The following is a 16,789-nucleotide window of genomic DNA, read 5'->3' on the forward strand; positions in this document are numbered from 1 at the left end:
TTATGCATGTTGGTTTTTTCTCCGGTGACATCACGCGTTCGGGAGGGACGGAGAACGTGTCCGTCATGATCGCGAACAGGCTCGTGGCACACGACGGTTATGAGGTTTCATTCGTCAGCCTGTTCGAGGAGCGTCCGGAACCGTTTTTCGCGATAAATTCCAAGATTCGGCGATTCGCGCTTTATCCGACTGCTGTGCATGGTATTCGGCACTATGCCGATACTTGCAGGCGTCTGCGCAATGTCATTCGTGCCCATCGGATCGACGTGTTGGTGGATATCGACGGCATTCTCGACATGTATTCGTTGCCGATCAGACGCGGGACGGGTGTGAAGGTCATTTCTTGGGAGCATTTCAATTACCATCAGAATCCGGATGTCCCGTATCGTAAAATCACCAGGCGGTGGGCGGCGCGCAGCGCTGATGCCATCGTCACGCTTACTCAGGCGGACAAGAAGCTGTACGAGGAGCATCTCAGAATACGCCGGCGGATATACGCGATCCCGAATCCGATGCGGGTTCCCCCGACGGGCGGGGATTACGATCTTGATTCCCGGATGATCGTCAGTGCGGGTCGCCTTACCTACCAGAAGGGTTTCGACTTGCTGATCGATGTCGCCTCCGAAGTGCTGCCGGCGCATCCGGATTGGCAATGGGTGGTTCTGGGAGACGGCGAGGACCGCGAGGCGTTGGAGCGGAAGACCATCGACGAGGGACTTGAAGGTCGTCTCATATTCCGGGGCCGTGTGACGGATATGGACGAGTATTACCGCCATGCCTCCATGTTTGTTCTGACATCACGATTCGAAGGGTTGCCGATGGTGCTTTTGGAGGCCAAGGCTCATCGGATTCCCATCATCGGTTTCGATTGTGAAACCGGACCGTCGGACATAGTGACGGATGGCGTCAACGGTTATCTGATTCCATGTTTCGACACCGAACGGATGTCCATGTCGGTGGAGGAACTCATCACGAATCCGCGGAAGAGATCCGATATGGCATCCCACGCACTGGACGATGCCGAACGCTTCGACATGGACACCATCATCCGATCATGGATCCAAGTACTGAATGAGGTAACGCAATGAAGACCGCATTGATCACCTACCACGCGGCTCATAACAACGGTTCGTTCCTGCAGGCGTTCGCCACGCAGAAGGCCATTGAACGGCTTGGCCACGAATGCGACATCATCGATTTCTCCACTCCACGCCAACGGTACCTGTATGACGTGTACAAGAAAGTGTCCGGCCCGAAGGACATCGCCAAAAACCTGTATGCATTCCTCCACCACAGGCTGATTCAGCAGCGATACGATGATTTCGTATCCCTGCAGCATACGGCGCTGAACCTCACGCCGAAATCCTATGATGCCGTCGAACAGCTGGAGGAGCTGAACGGTGCATACGACGTGTTCGTATCCGGCAGCGACCAGATCTGGAACATGGATGCATGGGACTATTCCGACGCTTACGCACTGAGCTTCGTGCACGGTGGCCGTAAGATCTCCTATGCTTCCAGCATGGGAGGGCATATCCTCGACAAGCGTGGCGATCAAGCGCTCGCCGACCATTACGCCCGATTGCTGGCGGACTACCAGCACATTTCAGTACGGGAGTCGAGCGCGCGGGAATATCTGCAGCCTCTGGTGCATCAGCATGTCGAGCAGGTGCTTGACCCGACCCTGCTGCTCGACGAGGATGTCTACGACTCCATCACGGCGGGGAAACTCGTGCAGGAGCCGTATATCTTCTACTATGCGATTGATTCCATCGAGCTCAATGATTCCGCCGCCAAGGCGGTGCAGGCGTTCGCACGGAGCAAGGGGCTTCCCGTATACGTGATGTTCACCGGCAATAAATCCTATGGCTTGAGGAAGTATGGGTTCCATCTGCTCGAGGCGGCGGCGCCGAACCACTACTTGAGCTTGATCAGGAACGCCGCCTACGTGCTTTCGGCTTCCTTCCACGGAACCGCTTTCTCCATCAAATTCAAAAAGCAATTCTACGTGGTGCGCGGCAAGCATGACGGCAAGGTCAACATGGATGATCGTATGAGTTCATTGCTGAGGTTGTGCGGACTTGATGCCCGTCAGCTTATCGAGGGCGAGACGTGGGAGGACGGGCCCATCGATTACGGTTCGGTCGGCGGAAGACTGGATGGGGAAATCGAACGATCCATGGCGTATCTGGATAATGCATTGGGAGAGTGAGCAGTATGGTTGATGGTTCGGATCCGTTGGTCAGCATCGTCGTGCCGGTATTCAAGGTCGCGTCGTTGCTGGACAAGTGTGTGGATAGTCTGGTCGGACAGACTTATGCGAATATAGAGATTTTCCTGGTGGACGATGGTTCGCCGGATGACAGTCCGCAGCGTTGTGATGCATGGGGTGAGCGTGACCCGCGTGTGCATGTCATCCATAAGAGGAACGAAGGCGTGTCCGTGGCACGTAATGCCGGTTTGGATGCCGCACGGGGAGAGTATGTGTGGTTCGTCGATGGCGATGACTATGTCTCATACCATGCCGTCGAGGAACTGGTGAAGCGGGCGGAGCGCACTCGTGCCGACATCGTCTTCTGTTCGAACGCGGAAAGCGTATTCAAAGACGGTAGGTACACCGTGACTCGGCATAACCGGCTGCTGGATTTCGATACCGCGACGAATTCCGAATTCGTGGAGCATTTCGCGGCCCTGAGCGACGCCCAGTACGTGTGTCCGCCGTGGAACAAACTGTTCCGTAGATCGTTCCTGTCGGACAATGACGGACGTTTCACGCCGGGTGTGCTTGTCGGTCAGGACTCGCTGTTCAACTTTCCGTTGTATGCCAAGGCGCAGCGTGTCAGCTGCGTGCCGCAAGCGTTGTACTACTATGTCATCCGTTCCGGAAGCGCCGTCAGTTCCTTCAACCCGGGATGGTTCGCGGCCCGCAAACGTGTCCACGCCGAACTGTTGCCCGTCATCTCTCGATGGAATCCCGAATATCTCAACCGGCATGGGAATCGCCTGATCAAGAATCTCGACATCATCATCGGAGCCATGTATGCGGGGCAGCGGAAAGTCCAGGGCAAGGAACGTCGATCTCTGCTTGACGGCATCGTGCATGATCCGGTTGTCGCGGAGCTGCTGGCGGATACCAAGCCGGTCGGACGCCGAAACAAGCTGACGGCCGCCGTGCTTCGCACGCGTTCCACGCTCATCGTCTCCTGGTACGGCAGAGCCCTCGGACTGATGAAGATCATCAAGAAAACCTTGAAGAAGTAGATTGTCATGGGTGAACCGATGAAAGTCAGCATCATCGTACCGGTCTATAACGTCGAGGCATATCTGGATCGATGCCTGAGCAGCGTAGTCAAACAAACGTATCGTGATCTCGACATCATCGTCGTCGACGACGGTTCCACCGACGCCTGCCCCGGAAAATGCGACGAGTGGGCGGGGCATGACGAACGTGTGCGAGTCGTGCACAAGAAGAATGGGGGACTGTCGTCCGCGCGCAATGCGGGGCTCGACACCATGACGGGTGAGCTGGTCGCATTCGTGGATAGCGACGATTGGATCGAACCGGACATGATCGAGCGCATGGTTCGTTGGAAGAACGAGCATCACGCCGATATCGTGCAATGTGGTGTGCTGAAGACCTTTGAGGATGGTCGTGCGAAATCCATGGAGGGCGACCGTGCCGCCCGTACGTTCACGGGAGACGAGGCTCTGCACGCATTCCTGTACCACAGGGATCGTATGACCAGCGCCGTGTGGAACAAGCTGTACGATGCCCGGCTGTTTCGGGACGGGGATGGCCGGCTGCGTTTTCCGAGCGGGCTCAACAGCGAGGATTACTACATGATGTGCCGTCTGTATGGACGTATCGGAACCTTGTATTATGAACCGCAGCCGTTCTACCACTACTGTGTGAGGAAGGACTCCATATGCCGGTCCGGCATCAACCCACATAGTTTCGATAAGATCGCCATCGCCGATGATTGCCGGGATTACCTGCGTTCATGCGGTTATCCGGATCAACAGGCATTGGACTATTTCGTGATGCAGGGACACTACGACGTCCTGTATACCCTGCTGCGCAATCATGCCGATGCGCGGTTGATCGGACGGTATCGCAGAGAGCTCGCCGTTGCCGCGAAACCGGTATATGGGAATGCCTCGGTCGGTCTGTCGAAGAAAGCGCGCATCCTGCTGATCTCCCACATGCCTAGGCTGTATTATCGGCTGACCGCGCGTTGATTGCATTCATTGATTCCATTCATAGGTAGAGAGCGGAGGATGAAATGATGAACGAGCCGGTGCGCGTACTGCAATGGGGGATGACGGAGGGACTCGGCGGGTTGGAGACGTTTATGATGAACGTCTACCGTCATATCGATCGCAGCAAGGTGCAGTTCGATTTTCTGCAGTCCCATGATGCGGGGCCGCTTGTGTATGAGAGGGACATCGAACGCCTCGGTGGCCGTGTCTACCGCGTGATGTATTCGGAACGTGAATCCCTCATCCGTTCGCGTACCTGCCTTGCCGATTTCTTCAAGGAACATCCCGGCTACGCGGCGGTTCACGTCAACGCGAACTTCCCCTATGCGTTCCCGTTGAAATACGCGAAACGGGCCGGCGTCCCCCTGCGTATCCTGCATTCGCACAATATCGGCAGCGCGGCGAGACACGACCAGGGGAATTTCCTACGCAGAATGATGTGGCAGGCACGCACGGCCAAGGTCGGTCACGAAATCGATGTCTATCCGAACCGGTATCTCGCATGTTCCGATATGGCGGCGGACTACATGTTCCCGGGCAAATCGTACACATGGGTGCGCAACGGCATCGAAACCGACAGATTCGCATTCGATGGGGAAGAGCGGAAGAGGACGAGAGACGAATTCGGCATCGGAGACGACACGACGGTGATTGGATTCTGCGGTAATTTCCGGGAACAGAAGAACCCCGTTTTCGCCGTGGAGATTTTCGCGGAGTACGTGAAGGTCAACGCTACCTCCATACTGCTTATGGTTGGGGATGGCAGGCTGCGATCGCAGACCGAGCATCGGGCCGAGGAGCTCGGCATCGGAAGCAAGGTGAAGTTCCTGGGTGTCCGTGATGATATGAATCGTTTGTATCAGGCGATGGACGCTTTTGTGCTTCCATCGCGGTTCGAAGGTCTGGGCATTGTGTATGTGGAGGCCCAATGCGCCGGATTGCCATGCCTCGCCAGTGCGGATGTCGTGCCGCAAGCCGCCAAGGTCACCGACTTGCTCGATTTCGTGCCGCTGGAGGATACCGCGTATCAGTGGGCGGAGAGACTTCGCCGTTCCCTGGAGGTTCATACGACCCGCGTCGGACGTGCCGGGGACGTTCGTGCCGCCGGCTATGACATACAGGATGTGGCCGACCGATTGCAGTGTTTGTATCTATCTTCCGGTGTGACGTCGAACGACGTCCAGTGATGATGGCGTGAGACTGCCCTATCCGGGAGGCATCGGGCCTGTATGGGGTGGAGGGTGATGGCCTCGGTTCTTTGACGAATCCGATGTTTCCGGCTGAACGCGGCGGTCGATGCCGCCGCGTTCAGCCGGAAAGGCTCATCCCCATATCGCGTATACGACGAGATCCTTGTCGAGGGTCACCGATTCTCCGGATCGATAACTTATGCCGCTTCCGTCCTCCTTGGTATTCCATTCCTTCAGGGACGCCATACCGTTACGGTATCCGTCCTGTTGGGTCGGCAGCGTCGCTCTGGTGCCGGATTTGGCGATGACCTGTCCGAACACCTCGAGCGGCGCCGATCCCTGGGTGTTGACGCACGTGATCGTATTCGTCTTGTTCTTCGTCGAATCCACGGTATCGTATATGGTCTGCTCCGAATCGGAGGGATCCTGATATACACGGACGTAATCGATTTGCGTTTCGAACGGCAGGCCGCTCGTATCGACGTCCGAATCCTTGGAAGCGCCGCCGTTGAGAATGAAGTACTGGGGGTCGCGGAAGGACTGCATCTTGTTCATCGAGCCCTTCATGTTCTTTGTGAAGTCCCCGGCATCCGTGATGTCGATGGATGAAGTCTCCTTGCCATCCAGATAGAACGTCATGGTTTCCGGAGTCCACAGGAATCCCAAGGTGTGCCATTCATCCTTCGCCAGGGTGGTGTGCCCGCGTGTCGGGCTGTGCGAGGCGTAGTCGCCGCCTCCCCTGGGGAGGGCCCATTTATGCAGGGCGTTTTTGACGGTGCTGCCGTCGCCGTTCGTTTCGAAGATATCGGTTTCGGCGAAGCCGGCGTTGTCCTTTCGGTCGTTGACATCCGTATCGCTCGCGGACCACCATGCGTCCCAGGAACCGTCAGTTCCATGGAAACGCATGCGTACCTCTGCATAACCATACCGCATGGCCATATGCACGGGATTCCGGTAATGCTGTATTGGATCCTGCGTGGGTGCTACCGTCGCGATGGCCTTGGGGGGAACGATATTGCCGTTCTCCAGTGTCGTCCGCAAATGCACCATGCCATCGGCGACCCAGACGTGATTGGCGTCGCCCTGCATGGTCCTTTTTGCTTGTTGCCAATCGACGAGGGACCATTTCGATGTGTCGAGTTGCGTGCCGTCGAATTCATCGGACCAGACCAATCGATAGCCCTTGGGTGCGCCGGACAGGGATGTCTTCTCTCTTTTCTCCGATTGGGTCTGCGGTGTGTGCCTGCCGGGGGTGTTTCCGATGCCGCAGCCTCCCAATCCTGCAATTACCATGGTGATGGACATGAACAGACCGATTATTCGATTTCGTTTGCCGGATCCAATTCTCACTGGATTTCCCCCTTCCGATGTGAGCTAGTTATACCAGATAAATACGGCGAGTCTGACGCCCTAAGTATTATCTACTCCCAGAGAAGAGTATAGGAATATTGACGACATATTGTGAGGGATTGCCAGCCAATGGGTGGAAATAAACGTGTTCTTATTAACATGGTTGCGAACCTCGTCGCGTTCGGTGTGCAATTTGGCATCAATTTCTTCCTCACTCCGTATATCATCAACTCGCTGGGAAGTGAATCGTACAGTTTTATCCCGCTGACCAGCAACATCGTCGGCTATATGAACATCATCACGGTCGCTTTCTACTCCATGACCGGACGTTTTCTGGCTGTGGCGGTCGGTGAGGAGGATTACGAGAAGGCGAACCGGTATTTCACCTCGTCGACCATCGCCAATTGCGCGCTGTCGGCCGTTCTGGTCATTCCGGGTCTGTTGATCGCCCTGTCCATCAATCACATCATCAATATTCCAACATCGTTGGTCGATGATGTGAGATTGACCTTCGTGCTGTCCTTCGTCAATATGCTGATTTCGCTCAGCTGTTCGGCCTACGGCGCTGTGTATTTCGCCACGAACCGATTGGATATCAATGCGCGGAGAAACATCGAAAGCAACATCATGCGGGCATTGCTGCTCGTCGTGTTGTTCACGGTTTTCCAGCCGAAGATATACTTCCTGAACGCGACCATGACATTCGTGGTGCTGTTCATAGTCGTCGTGAATATCCATAACACGCATAAACTACTGCCGTTCCTCCACCTGAAGAGAAAATATTTCAGTATCGGTTCGATCAAGGAGATTCTTTCCAGCGGCATCTGGAATTCACTGAATCAGGCCAGTTACGTTCTTCTGGGCACGTTGGATCTGCTGCTCGCCAACATCTTCGCCAGCAGCACGGCGAGCGGCGTATATGCGGTCGCCAAGACCGTGCCGAATTTCGTGCAATCGATAATCAGTGTCATACTGCCTGCTTTCACGCCGTATTTCACGTTGCTGTTCGCGAAGAGGAAGCATGAGGAACTGCTGAGGAATGTCGGTTACGGTATACGATTCATAGGCTTCATCTGCGCCGTTCCCATCGGATTCCTATTGGAATTCGGCTCGGAGTTCTTCCACCTGTGGGTTCCCGCACAGGATTCCGCATTGCTTCATAATCTGTCATCGGTTACGCTGGTCGCTTTGGCGTTGAGCTGTGCCGTGATAGTCATCGATAATGTCTTCACCGCCACAAACAAGCTCAAGGTACCTGCATACGTGCTGTTCGGCTTGGGAATCCTGAACGTGTTCGTAGCGCTGGTGCTTATCAAGTGCTCGCCTCTTGGCATATGGGCCATCCCGTTCGCGGCGCTGTTCACGACGATTGTCAGGAGCGTCGCGTTCACACCGTGGTATGGCGCCAAATGCCTTGGACTGCCGTGGTATGCCTTGTATGCGCCTTGCGTGCGTGGTTTCGTGTGCACCATAACGATGACGGTGGTGTGTGTGGCATACCGTTACCTCACGCCGGCTTGTGATTCATGGCTTCTTCTTATCATCGCCGGAGTGGTCTGCAGCATCATTGGATGTCTGATCAATCTCTTCCTGATCTTCAACGCGGATGAACGGAAGAAGGTCATTGATCTTCTGACGTGGCGAGGAAAAATAGCCGATCCCGTGAGCTGTACAGAGAGCTTTGATAAAGGAGATGAGACAAGATGATTACCACGAAGACGGAACTTCGACGGGTTCTGGATCAGGAAAAACCATTATACATACCGACTGACTGTGGCGATCGATGGTATGCATACCTCATCAACAAACCGTGCGTCAAGATATGGCACTGGCAGAAGCTGTTGCGTAAAAGCGAGTACTGGTTCAATAACCGTCATCGTTCGCCACTGCATTATCTGCGATTTCTTTGGATATACCGTCGCAAGAACAATGCCGGTAGGCGTTTGGGAATCGAGATATCCGAGAATACGTTTGACGTCGGGCTCAAGATTCATCATGAGGGCAATATCGTGGTCAACGGGAATGCGACGGTGGGTAGGAATTGCATTCTCCATGGGACGAATTGCATAGGGAATCGTGGGGTCGGCGAGGGAACGTTCGATACTCCGGTCATTGGGGATAATGTGGATTTCGGTGTAGGCGCCTGCGCAATCGGCGGCATCACCATCGCCAGCGACACCATTGTCGGAGCCGGTGCCGTTGTGGTCAAATCGAGTCTTGAGCCGGGGGTGACGCTTATCGGTGTGCCGGCAAGACCTGTGCGACGGACTGAACAGTAGAACAAACAGAAAGGGAAAGACAATGAAGAAGCTATTGTTTATAGGTGTGTCTGCAGCGACCGCGCAGGCAGTCCGATATGCCCATGAAATCGGTGCATATACCATTGTGACGGATTACTTGCCGATCGATGAATCCCCGGTCAAGAAACTTGCCGATGAAGCCTGGCGTATCGATATCTTCGACATCGACACATTGGAGAAGAACATACGCGAGGAAGGTGTGACAGGTGTTTTCGCGGCGGCGAATGACAACTGCCTCAATACCGCCCGCGTGCTGGCCGAACGTTGCGGCATGCCGTTCTATGCGTCTCCTGATGCATGGAGGGCTGGACGGGACAAGGTTTTCTTCAAGGAGAAGTGCCGTTCCGCCGGAGTGCCGGTGCCGGCATTGTATCCGTATGCCGAAGGGGATGTCCTTCCCGACGAAGCGTTCCCGGTCATCGTCAAGCCGACGGATGGCGTCGCCAATCGCGGTGTCCGTGTTTGCTTCGACAACGACGAGTTAACGTATGCATACGTCGCTGCGAAGGATGTGTCGGAGAAAGGCGAGGTCCTTGTCGAGCAGTACCTGACCGGTCCGATGAAGCAGCTGGTCTATCTGCTTCGGGATGGTGAGCCGGTATTCCAGTTCGGATTTGAACTAGTCGTTCTGGACAGGGATGAAGACGGGAAAATCGGTTTTTCGGATGTCGACATTTTTGACGTCTCCACCGCGGAGAGCCGGAAGCGGGGCGGTTCCGCGCAAACTGGGAAAATGCCCATCATCATCGTGAAGCCCAACCTGGAAAAGGAACTGCATGTCGACCATGAGGCGATACGCAGGATGGCGGAATCCTTGCATGCCACGGATGGTGTTATGGGCCTTCAGGGCATCGTCCATGATGGCGAGTTTCGTATCTTCGAAATGAACTATCGACTTGACGGCTGCATGTGTTGGAAGGTGGCCGCCAATGTCGGGGGACTGGACCAAGTGAAGGTCATGGTCAACCATGCGTTGGGAATTCCGACTTCCGCGGAGGAGTGGGAACGGTCCATGGATCCGGACCAAGTCGCGTGCATGTACGGGCAGAATATCGGCAATGGGATAATCGCGTCCATTGAAGGACTGGACGCGATTGAGAGGATGGAGGGCATATCCTTGCTTTTCACGCATCACCACATTGGTGATGCGCTGCACTTCGAATCGAACACGATGGATAACCTTCAATTAGGCTTTGCCGTTTATGCGCACACTCCCGCGGAATTGTTGGACAAACTGGAACGGATTCAGGCCCTGAGCTCCGTCAAGGATACCGAAGGGCATGAGATGCTTATTCCCCGACCGCTTGTCTGACCGACTGCCGGTTTGATGCGTGCGGCCCATCCGGATGAACGGATGGGCCGCACGCATATCTCAGCTCAACAACCAAGGGTCGACTTGCATCGGATGGCCGAGATCCTTGAAGAAGTTATGTTGGGCATGATAGCCTTTCATTCCCTTTTCCCGGCCATAATGCACATACCGGATGGCCATGTTGATCGGCGGACAATAGTATTTGATCGTGATGATCAGGCGCACGATGAAGCTGCGCTTGCGATAGAACTCCTTGTAGAGTTTCTTCAGTTTTCGCAAGTCGAGGCTCCTTAAGCATGAGACGCAGTCATGTTTCTTGTATTTCCCCACAAGAATGGCGTGGAAGCGTCCCTCCGAATAGGCATCGAAGCGCTTGTAGTAATCGCAGATCGCCTTGTCCTGGCTGAGGGAGAACGTCAGATCCTCCTTGAACCGTGATGTCCATGACCCCGGTGTGAGCACGCGGTAGCAGCATGTCTTATCCGCGAAGCAATAGGCGTTGCCCTTGGTCATCAGATAATTGCGGAGAGGCTCGTCTCCCACTTGGCCGGCGGTCATGAGCTCCATCGGAACCGTGAGGAAATCGCGCGTCCTCACCAGAACGCTGGCAGTGGCGGGAAAGTCGTCGAATCCCTGAATGATCTCCTCCGGGGTGAATGTGCGGCTGGAGGCGGCGTTGATCCGCTCGCGGATCACGGTGCCGTGGGAGTCCACATCATAGGCGTTGCTGAAGCAATATGAGCATTCCGGGTGGGCATTCATATAGTCCACCTGTTTTTGCAGTTTGTCGGGATCGCACCAGAAATCATCACCTTCGCATATGGCGAGATAGGTACTGTCCTTCAGCAACGTCAACAGGTCGAAGCCTCCAATTTTCCCCTGTGAGTATTGATTCTCCCTTTCGATGAGCGGAACGATGACATCCGGATGATGATCGGCGTACTCCCTGATGATATCACCGGTGCCGTCGGGAGAGGCGTCATCGTGGATGATGAGGCGATACGGGAAATCGGTTTTTTGCTCCAGGGCCCCATCTATTGCCTTACCAATGTATTCATGATGGTTATACGTCATCATGAGAATAGATACAGTGACATCGGTGCGAGTTTTGGAGTTGTTTTCCACGATGGGCATTGTGTTCTTTCCCCTCGTATGTGCATACGGCCAATCGCCCATAGTTTAAAGCCGAAGTGTGACATATGTGAATCCGTAACGGAGAGAGTAATTGAAAAGTTGTATACTGTGAGCGACGTACTAAGAAGAGCGAGGTTTCCAATCTTGAGACTTGGGGTGATGCAACCGTATTTTTTCCCGTATTTGGGTTATTGGCAGATGATCCATGCTGTGGATAAATACGTCATTTTCGATGATGTCAATTACATCAAACGAGGATGGATTGCAAGGAATCGAATCAAAGCGAATGGGCAGGCGATACGGTTCGGCATAGCCGTGCGTAAGGTAAGCCAAAACCGTCTGATCACCGAACACGAGCGTATGGCATCCCCCGAAGAGGCGGGGAAGCTACTCCATGAGTTGGATATGGCTTACCATAAGGCTCCGTATTACGATCAGGTCATGCCCCTTATGGAACGGATACTGGGTAATACGGAGATCAATCTCGCCGATTATCTTTCGTACGAAATCATGCAGGTGTGCGATTACCTGGGCATTTCGACGCCGATTCTGCGTTCCTCGCGTATGGAATACGATCACTCCGGGAACGGACAGGACAAGATTCTGGACTTGTGCAAGGTGACGGGTTCCGACTCGTACGTGAATGCGATCGGCGGTCGGGAACTGTACGATCATGATCGATTCCGCCGTGAGGGGGTGGAACTGAGCTTCCTGAAAATGCGGCAAGTTCAGTACGAGCAGGGTGAAGGGGAATTCATCCCCTCGCTTTCCATCATTGATGTGATGATGAACAATTCACATGAGCAATTGGATGAGTTGCTTTCGCAATACGATTTCGTGAGCTGACCGCAACGGATTGCCATAGGAGATGAGAGAGAAAACAATGAGCAATGACGGAGTCATTCTGGTGGCACGTTCCTCAATGCCATCCTTTGAGGAGTACACCGAGGAGATAAAGGGGTTCTGGGAAACCCATTGGCTGACCAACGAGGGTGCGGAGCATCAGCTATTGGAGGGACAGTTGCAATCGTATCTCGGCGTTCCCAATGTTTCCCTGTTCGTCAACGGGCATTCCGCATTGGAAGGCGCCATTGAGGCACTTGGGATTACAGGTGAGGCCATAACCACGCCGTTTTCGTTCGCTTCCACGACCCATGCATTGGTACGCCGGGGAGTGACGCCGGTCTTCTGCGATATCAGACGCGACGACTTCACTATGGATCCCGAGAAGATCGAGTCGCTGATCACCCCTCGTACCACGGCCATCGTTCCCGTGCATGTGTACGGGAACATGTGCGACGTGGAGGCGATACAGCGCATTGCGGATAAGCATGGCCTCAAGGTGCTGTATGACGGTGCCCATTCATTCGGCGTGACCAAGGATGGTCGCAGCTCCGCGACATTCGGCGATGCGACGATGTATTCCTTCCATGCGACCAAGGTGTTCAACACCATCGAGGGGGGTGCCGTATGCTACCGCGATTCCTCTTTGCGTCCTGTCCTGCACAAGATTCGTAATTTCGGCATCACCGGTCCGGAAACGGTGGAATCGGTCGGTGGCAATGCCAAGATGAACGAATTCTGTGCCGCTATGGGCGTCTGCAATCTGCGTCACGTTGATGAGGAAATCGCGAAGCGGCGTAAGGTGCTTGCCAGATACCGTGAGAATCTGTCGGGCATCGATGGCATCATCCTGTCGGTCGAATCGGGCACTGGAACCCAGACGGGTGTGGCAACGAATGCTTCGTACATGCCGGTTGTTTTCGATGAATCGGTGTGTGGCGTGACGCGTGATGAAGTGGCGTTTGCCTTGGCGAAGCGCAACATTTACGCGAGGAAATACTTCTATCCGCTGATCAGCGACTACGCCTGCTACAGTGGTCGTTTCGATCCGTCGAAGACTCCGGTGGCGCAGTGGGTGGCGCAGCGGGTGCTCTGCCTACCGATGTTCGCCGATCTTGATTTGGACAGCGTAGACATGATCTGCGATATCATTCGGTCGTTGACGAAATGACCGAATTCGCGTGAGGGCGGAATCCAACGGCGGGAACCTGCTTCTGAGTGCTTGGTTTCCGCCGTCAGCGTTTCAAAATCAGCTTCTTGAGACGCTGATAAGCGAAGGGGCACCAGTACATGCACAGGTAGGATATCCGGTCTTTCATCGGAAGGATGCGCAGAATCCGCGCCGGTGGAAGAGCACGGAATAAGGCAAGTATTCCCTCGATACGCCTGCGGACATCAGGTTGTGACCACGACAGTTGCGTTGCGCGGTAGAAACCCGTCATGACAAAACGGAATGTGGTCGGCACGAGATTCGCATAGCCGTTGAGCAGGAAGAATCGCAGCCGTTCGATGCGGGCTTCGATGACATCAAGATTCCGAATCGAATAGGCGGTATGCATGATGCTTGTCGCGTTGTCGACGTAATGGTAGAGTCTGTCCGGAACGAGAACCACTGAATCGCAGTTCGTGACGATATGGTGGAATGCGAATTCGTCTTCGTGAAGCTTGCCCGACGGATATCGGTACGTTTCCCAGATTTTGGCTTTATACAGTTTGTTCCAGGCAAGAACGAATTCCATGTGACGATAGATGCCTTCCATGCACTGATGGGAGTCGATATTCATCTCATGCTCCACGAACGGTGTTTCTTCTTTTGGATGGCAATGCTCATCCTCGTCGACATACGAGCAGATGACCATATCGGCGTTGTTGCGTTGCGCCGCGGAAAGCAATGATTCGATATATTCGGGCTCCACGTAATCGTCGCTGTCCACGAATGCGAGATATTCACCGGTCGCTGCGTCGATACCGGTGTTGCGTGCTTCCGAAAGCCCGCGGTTTTCCTGATGGATGACGCGAATGCGCTGGTCTTTTTCGTTCCATGCGTCGCACTTTCCCGCGGACGCATCCGGTGACCCATCATCCACGAGGATGATCTCGAGATTCGGATAGGTCTGTGCCACCAGGCTCGCTATACACCGGTCGAGAACGTGTTCCACGTTGTAGACGGGAACGATGATGCTGATCAGGGGAGTGGCGGCCATATCATATCCTTACGAAGAAACCGGAGAAATGACTATCGTTGTCTATCGTTTTGCGGGGCTCAGGCGTGACTAGCCAAGATAGCTCTGCTGTATATCCGACAGCATCTTCTTTACGGTGAATTTATCAAGATACGTTTCACGCACTTGTTGTGCGGGGAAATGAGTGTTGTATACCTTGAGCACCATTTCCGCACCTTTCTCGACATTCTTGATCGGGAACAAGTAGCCGTTGACTCCGGGGCGTACGGCCTCGTTATTGCCTGTCACATCGGTGGCTACGATTGGTACTCCGGCCCGCAGTGATTCGACCAGGGAATAGGGAAGTCCCTCATACAATGAGGTCAGCAAATAAATATCGAATGCTGCGACGATACGCTCCGCGTCATTCCTGTAGCCAAGCAGATGCACGTTGGAGGAAAGCCCGTTTTCCTCGATAAAACGGTTCGCATCGTTGCGCAGCTCTCCGTCGCTAACACAGACGAAGTGCATGCGGGGGTGAGCGCTGATTACTCTCTGGGCTATCTTCAGGAACATCGTCGGATCCTTCTGCGCCGTCAGACGTACCGTGGAACCCACGATAATTGAGTCTTCCGGCAGCTTATCCAGTCCCAGAAGCGTGAGCGCTTCCTGTCTGGACGGGATGGCGGTGTCGGGGATTCCGTTGTATACGACTTTGAACTTATCGGGGGTATCAAGCCTGTGTTCAAGTGCCAAAGTGCGTTCCCCGGCAGAAACGTTGAACGTACAGGTGGTGAACATATGACTGAAGATACGTTCGAGAAGGGCGAACAGACGCTTTTTCCGAGCGGAGAACTCCCATGCTTGGAAGGAATAGGCATGCGGGGAGTAGAACACCTTATCGACATGAAGACCGGCGGTGGCGAGTCTGCCGACAGTGCCTGCGATGGAACTATGGCAGTGCACGATATCCGGTTCCACCTGTTTGATGATGGACCGTAGTTTTCTGATTGCATGCAGCGTGGCATGAGGATTCAGGGATCTCGTCAGGTAGGGGGCGGGAATCAGCGTGGCATGCTCGTTCATTGTTGGTATCCATTTCCGGTAATAGTCGTCGATGCGGCTGGTGCCGTATACCACGGTTACTTCGAATTTGGATGAATCAACTCCGTTGACGATGTCAATCACATTACGTCCGCAGCCCCCCATCGCTTCATGAATGATGAGGAGTTTTCGTTTCCCTGTGATTGAGCCTTCTGCTGTCTCTCTACTCATAAGGTGCGCCCCCTTTGATGCCTTCTTCTTCGGTACACTGTATTTCGGGGTGCGGATTTCGAGGGGGCTTGTATAATCGGGGTAGCTCAACGGACAAGACAAGGGGAAGACAGGGGTATGGCCGAGGAATTTGATGAATGGCCGGAAGTACAGACTTCGCACGATGACCGTGATACCGGTCCTAGGGACTTTGATTTTCCGCTGGCTGTTGCCCAAGAGGGATCCACGGATGTGGAGCATGGTGTTGCGGATGTCATGCCTTCGGAAGGGGACGAGGGGAGCAAACGCTCTTTCGTGTACAAGCATCGTCGCGAACTGGCGGTTGTGATTGCGCTTATCGTTGTAGCCGCCGCTATAACCGGTGCCTTGGTCGGAGTTCGTCAACATGTGGACGGCCGGGAAGTACTGAGCTCATGCCAGCAGTCCGCAAGTATCTATCAGGCCGGCGTTAAGAGACTGGAGAAGACCGTGGCCGCCGCTTCCGATGCGTTAGCTATTACGGAGGATCAAGTTCAGGACAATCAGACCGTCCAGAATCTCAGGACGGCTGTAGACGCTGCGAAACGTAATCGGAAACCCGATGCAGGTTGCAATGCTGCGTCCTTCGTGGATGCCAACCGAAACCATGATATGGCGTTCACTAAGGCCACTCAGGCACTCGGAAACGAGGTCGAGAACATTCTCAGCGCACAGTCAGCTGTCATGGAATCGAAGACGGCACGTGATGTTGCAGTGGCGAAAGCCGATCTCGCCAACAAGGTCACCGAGGGGCAGACCGTGCTAGGAACCGTGAAATCCAACGATTTGACGGCACGCCAGGATTTGTCGGCCATGATGAACGAAGCCCAGCAGCTTGCATCCAGCACGCTCGATAGCACGGATTCCTATGTCACCGAACTGAATAAATTGCAGGCAGCCATCGACAAATACAGTTCCACTGCCATACAGTAACGCTGGGGAAAG

Annotated in this window: 15 protein-coding genes; 11 read left to right on the forward strand and 4 right to left on the reverse strand. The window is 54.4% G+C overall.

The window, feature by feature from the left end; translation table 11 throughout:
* Nucleotides 1-2: 2 nt before the first annotated feature.
* The 5 genes from BUB29_RS08475 to BUB29_RS08495 are packed head-to-tail and all read left to right on the forward strand — an operon-like array spanning nt 3 to nt 5,447.
* Nucleotides 3-1,088: a glycosyltransferase family 4 protein gene (locus tag BUB29_RS08475; RefSeq protein ID WP_033523325.1), complete on the forward strand. Its 1,086-nt coding sequence runs from the start codon at nt 3-5 to the stop codon at nt 1,086-1,088.
* A complete protein-coding gene (locus BUB29_RS08480; RefSeq protein WP_033523324.1) occupies nt 1,085-2,212 on the forward strand; it encodes a polysaccharide pyruvyl transferase family protein in 1,128 nt (375 codons plus the stop codon). The genes BUB29_RS08475 and BUB29_RS08480 overlap by 4 nt, the downstream gene beginning before the upstream one ends.
* A 5-nt stretch (nt 2,213-2,217) precedes the next feature.
* Complete coding sequence (locus BUB29_RS08485) at nt 2,218-3,261, forward strand: glycosyltransferase (protein ID WP_033523322.1); 1,044 nt, start codon at nt 2,218-2,220, stop codon at nt 3,259-3,261.
* Between the two features lie 6 nt (nt 3,262-3,267).
* Nucleotides 3,268-4,239 (forward strand): glycosyltransferase family 2 protein, encoded by a 972-nt coding sequence (locus BUB29_RS08490; protein ID WP_033523320.1) that lies wholly within the window; start codon nt 3,268-3,270, stop codon nt 4,237-4,239.
* Nucleotides 4,240-4,283: 44 nt separating this feature from the next.
* On the forward strand, nt 4,284-5,447 hold the full coding sequence (locus BUB29_RS08495; RefSeq protein ID WP_033523318.1) for a glycosyltransferase: 1,164 nt from the start codon (nt 4,284-4,286) through the stop codon (nt 5,445-5,447).
* Nucleotides 5,448-5,582: 135 nt separating this feature from the next.
* On the opposite strand, the gene BUB29_RS08500 is transcribed toward BUB29_RS08495, so the two are convergent.
* Complete coding sequence (locus BUB29_RS08500; RefSeq protein ID WP_033523316.1) at nt 5,583-6,755, reverse strand: glycoside hydrolase family 16 protein; 1,173 nt, start codon at nt 6,753-6,755, stop codon at nt 5,583-5,585.
* A gap of 204 nt (nt 6,756-6,959) precedes the next feature.
* Here BUB29_RS08500 and BUB29_RS08505 point away from each other — a divergent pair, with 204 nt between their 5' ends.
* The 3 genes from BUB29_RS08505 to BUB29_RS08515 are packed head-to-tail and all read left to right on the forward strand — an operon-like array spanning nt 6,960 to nt 10,412.
* A complete protein-coding gene (locus tag BUB29_RS08505) occupies nt 6,960-8,507 on the forward strand; it encodes an MATE family efflux transporter (RefSeq protein WP_033523315.1) in 1,548 nt (515 codons plus the stop codon).
* A complete protein-coding gene (locus tag BUB29_RS08510) occupies nt 8,504-9,079 on the forward strand; it encodes an LbetaH domain-containing protein (protein WP_033523313.1) in 576 nt (191 codons plus the stop codon). The genes BUB29_RS08505 and BUB29_RS08510 overlap by 4 nt, the downstream gene beginning before the upstream one ends.
* A gap of 22 nt (nt 9,080-9,101) precedes the next feature.
* On the forward strand, nt 9,102-10,412 hold the full coding sequence (locus BUB29_RS08515) for an ATP-binding protein (RefSeq protein ID WP_033523312.1): 1,311 nt from the start codon (nt 9,102-9,104) through the stop codon (nt 10,410-10,412).
* A gap of 60 nt (nt 10,413-10,472) precedes the next feature.
* On the opposite strand, the gene BUB29_RS08520 is transcribed toward BUB29_RS08515, so the two are convergent.
* Nucleotides 10,473-11,546 carry a glycosyltransferase gene (locus BUB29_RS08520; protein ID WP_051915176.1) on the reverse strand — a complete coding sequence of 358 codons (1,074 nt, stop codon included), beginning with the start codon at nt 11,544-11,546 and terminating at the stop codon, nt 10,473-10,475.
* A gap of 159 nt (nt 11,547-11,705) precedes the next feature.
* Here BUB29_RS08520 and BUB29_RS08525 point away from each other — a divergent pair, with 159 nt between their 5' ends.
* Together BUB29_RS08525 and BUB29_RS08530 are read left to right on the forward strand one after the other, a co-directional pair.
* Complete coding sequence (locus BUB29_RS08525; RefSeq protein ID WP_200784151.1) at nt 11,706-12,392, forward strand: WbqC family protein; 687 nt, start codon at nt 11,706-11,708, stop codon at nt 12,390-12,392.
* 37 nt (nt 12,393-12,429) lie between these two features.
* Nucleotides 12,430-13,560 carry a DegT/DnrJ/EryC1/StrS family aminotransferase gene (locus tag BUB29_RS08530; RefSeq protein WP_200784152.1) on the forward strand — a complete coding sequence of 377 codons (1,131 nt, stop codon included), beginning with the start codon at nt 12,430-12,432 and terminating at the stop codon, nt 13,558-13,560.
* Nucleotides 13,561-13,624: 64 nt separating this feature from the next.
* On the opposite strand, the gene BUB29_RS08535 is transcribed toward BUB29_RS08530, so the two are convergent.
* Nucleotides 13,625-14,593, reverse strand: coding sequence for a glycosyltransferase family 2 protein (locus BUB29_RS08535; RefSeq protein ID WP_033523309.1), 969 nt, complete (start codon nt 14,591-14,593; stop codon nt 13,625-13,627).
* A 69-nt stretch (nt 14,594-14,662) separates the two neighbouring features.
* A complete protein-coding gene (locus BUB29_RS08540) occupies nt 14,663-15,826 on the reverse strand; it encodes a glycosyltransferase (RefSeq protein WP_083537431.1) in 1,164 nt (387 codons plus the stop codon).
* A 117-nt stretch (nt 15,827-15,943) separates the two neighbouring features.
* Here BUB29_RS08540 and BUB29_RS08545 point away from each other — a divergent pair, with 117 nt between their 5' ends.
* Nucleotides 15,944-16,777, forward strand: a complete 834-nt coding sequence (locus BUB29_RS08545; protein ID WP_033523307.1) for a hypothetical protein — start codon at nt 15,944-15,946, stop codon at nt 16,775-16,777.
* The last annotated feature ends 12 nt before the right edge of the window (nt 16,778-16,789 follow it).

The organism is Bifidobacterium merycicum DSM 6492 (genome assembly GCF_900129045.1).
Taxonomy (GTDB): Bacteria; Actinomycetota; Actinomycetes; order Actinomycetales; family Bifidobacteriaceae; genus Bifidobacterium; species Bifidobacterium merycicum.

Excerpts from the sequence above, each read along its gene's own strand:
- BUB29_RS08525 (WP_200784151.1), top strand. The coding sequence starts at position 11,706 with ATGCAACCGTATTTTTTCCCGTATTTGGGTTATTGGCAGATGATCCAT.
- BUB29_RS08520 (WP_051915176.1), bottom strand. The coding sequence starts at position 11,546 with ATGCCCATCGTGGAAAACAACTCCAAAACTCGCACCGATGTCACTGTA.
- BUB29_RS08540 (WP_083537431.1), bottom strand. The coding sequence starts at position 15,826 with ATGAGTAGAGAGACAGCAGAAGGCTCAATCACAGGGAAACGAAAACTC.
- BUB29_RS08535 (WP_033523309.1), bottom strand. The coding sequence starts at position 14,593 with ATGGCCGCCACTCCCCTGATCAGCATCATCGTTCCCGTCTACAACGTG.
- BUB29_RS08530 (WP_200784152.1), top strand. The coding sequence starts at position 12,430 with ATGAGCAATGACGGAGTCATTCTGGTGGCACGTTCCTCAATGCCATCC.
- BUB29_RS08505 (WP_033523315.1), top strand. The coding sequence starts at position 6,960 with ATGGTTGCGAACCTCGTCGCGTTCGGTGTGCAATTTGGCATCAATTTC.
- BUB29_RS08490 (WP_033523320.1), top strand. The coding sequence starts at position 3,268 with ATGGGTGAACCGATGAAAGTCAGCATCATCGTACCGGTCTATAACGTC.
- BUB29_RS08500 (WP_033523316.1), bottom strand. The coding sequence starts at position 6,755 with ATGTCCATCACCATGGTAATTGCAGGATTGGGAGGCTGCGGCATCGGA.
- BUB29_RS08485 (WP_033523322.1), top strand. The coding sequence starts at position 2,218 with ATGGTTGATGGTTCGGATCCGTTGGTCAGCATCGTCGTGCCGGTATTC.
- BUB29_RS08495 (WP_033523318.1), top strand. The coding sequence starts at position 4,284 with ATGATGAACGAGCCGGTGCGCGTACTGCAATGGGGGATGACGGAGGGA.
- BUB29_RS08545 (WP_033523307.1), top strand. The coding sequence starts at position 15,944 with ATGGCCGAGGAATTTGATGAATGGCCGGAAGTACAGACTTCGCACGAT.
- BUB29_RS08475 (WP_033523325.1), top strand. The coding sequence starts at position 3 with ATGCATGTTGGTTTTTTCTCCGGTGACATCACGCGTTCGGGAGGGACG.
- BUB29_RS08515 (WP_033523312.1), top strand. The coding sequence starts at position 9,102 with ATGAAGAAGCTATTGTTTATAGGTGTGTCTGCAGCGACCGCGCAGGCA.
- BUB29_RS08510 (WP_033523313.1), top strand. The coding sequence starts at position 8,504 with ATGATTACCACGAAGACGGAACTTCGACGGGTTCTGGATCAGGAAAAA.
- BUB29_RS08480 (WP_033523324.1), top strand. The coding sequence starts at position 1,085 with ATGAAGACCGCATTGATCACCTACCACGCGGCTCATAACAACGGTTCG.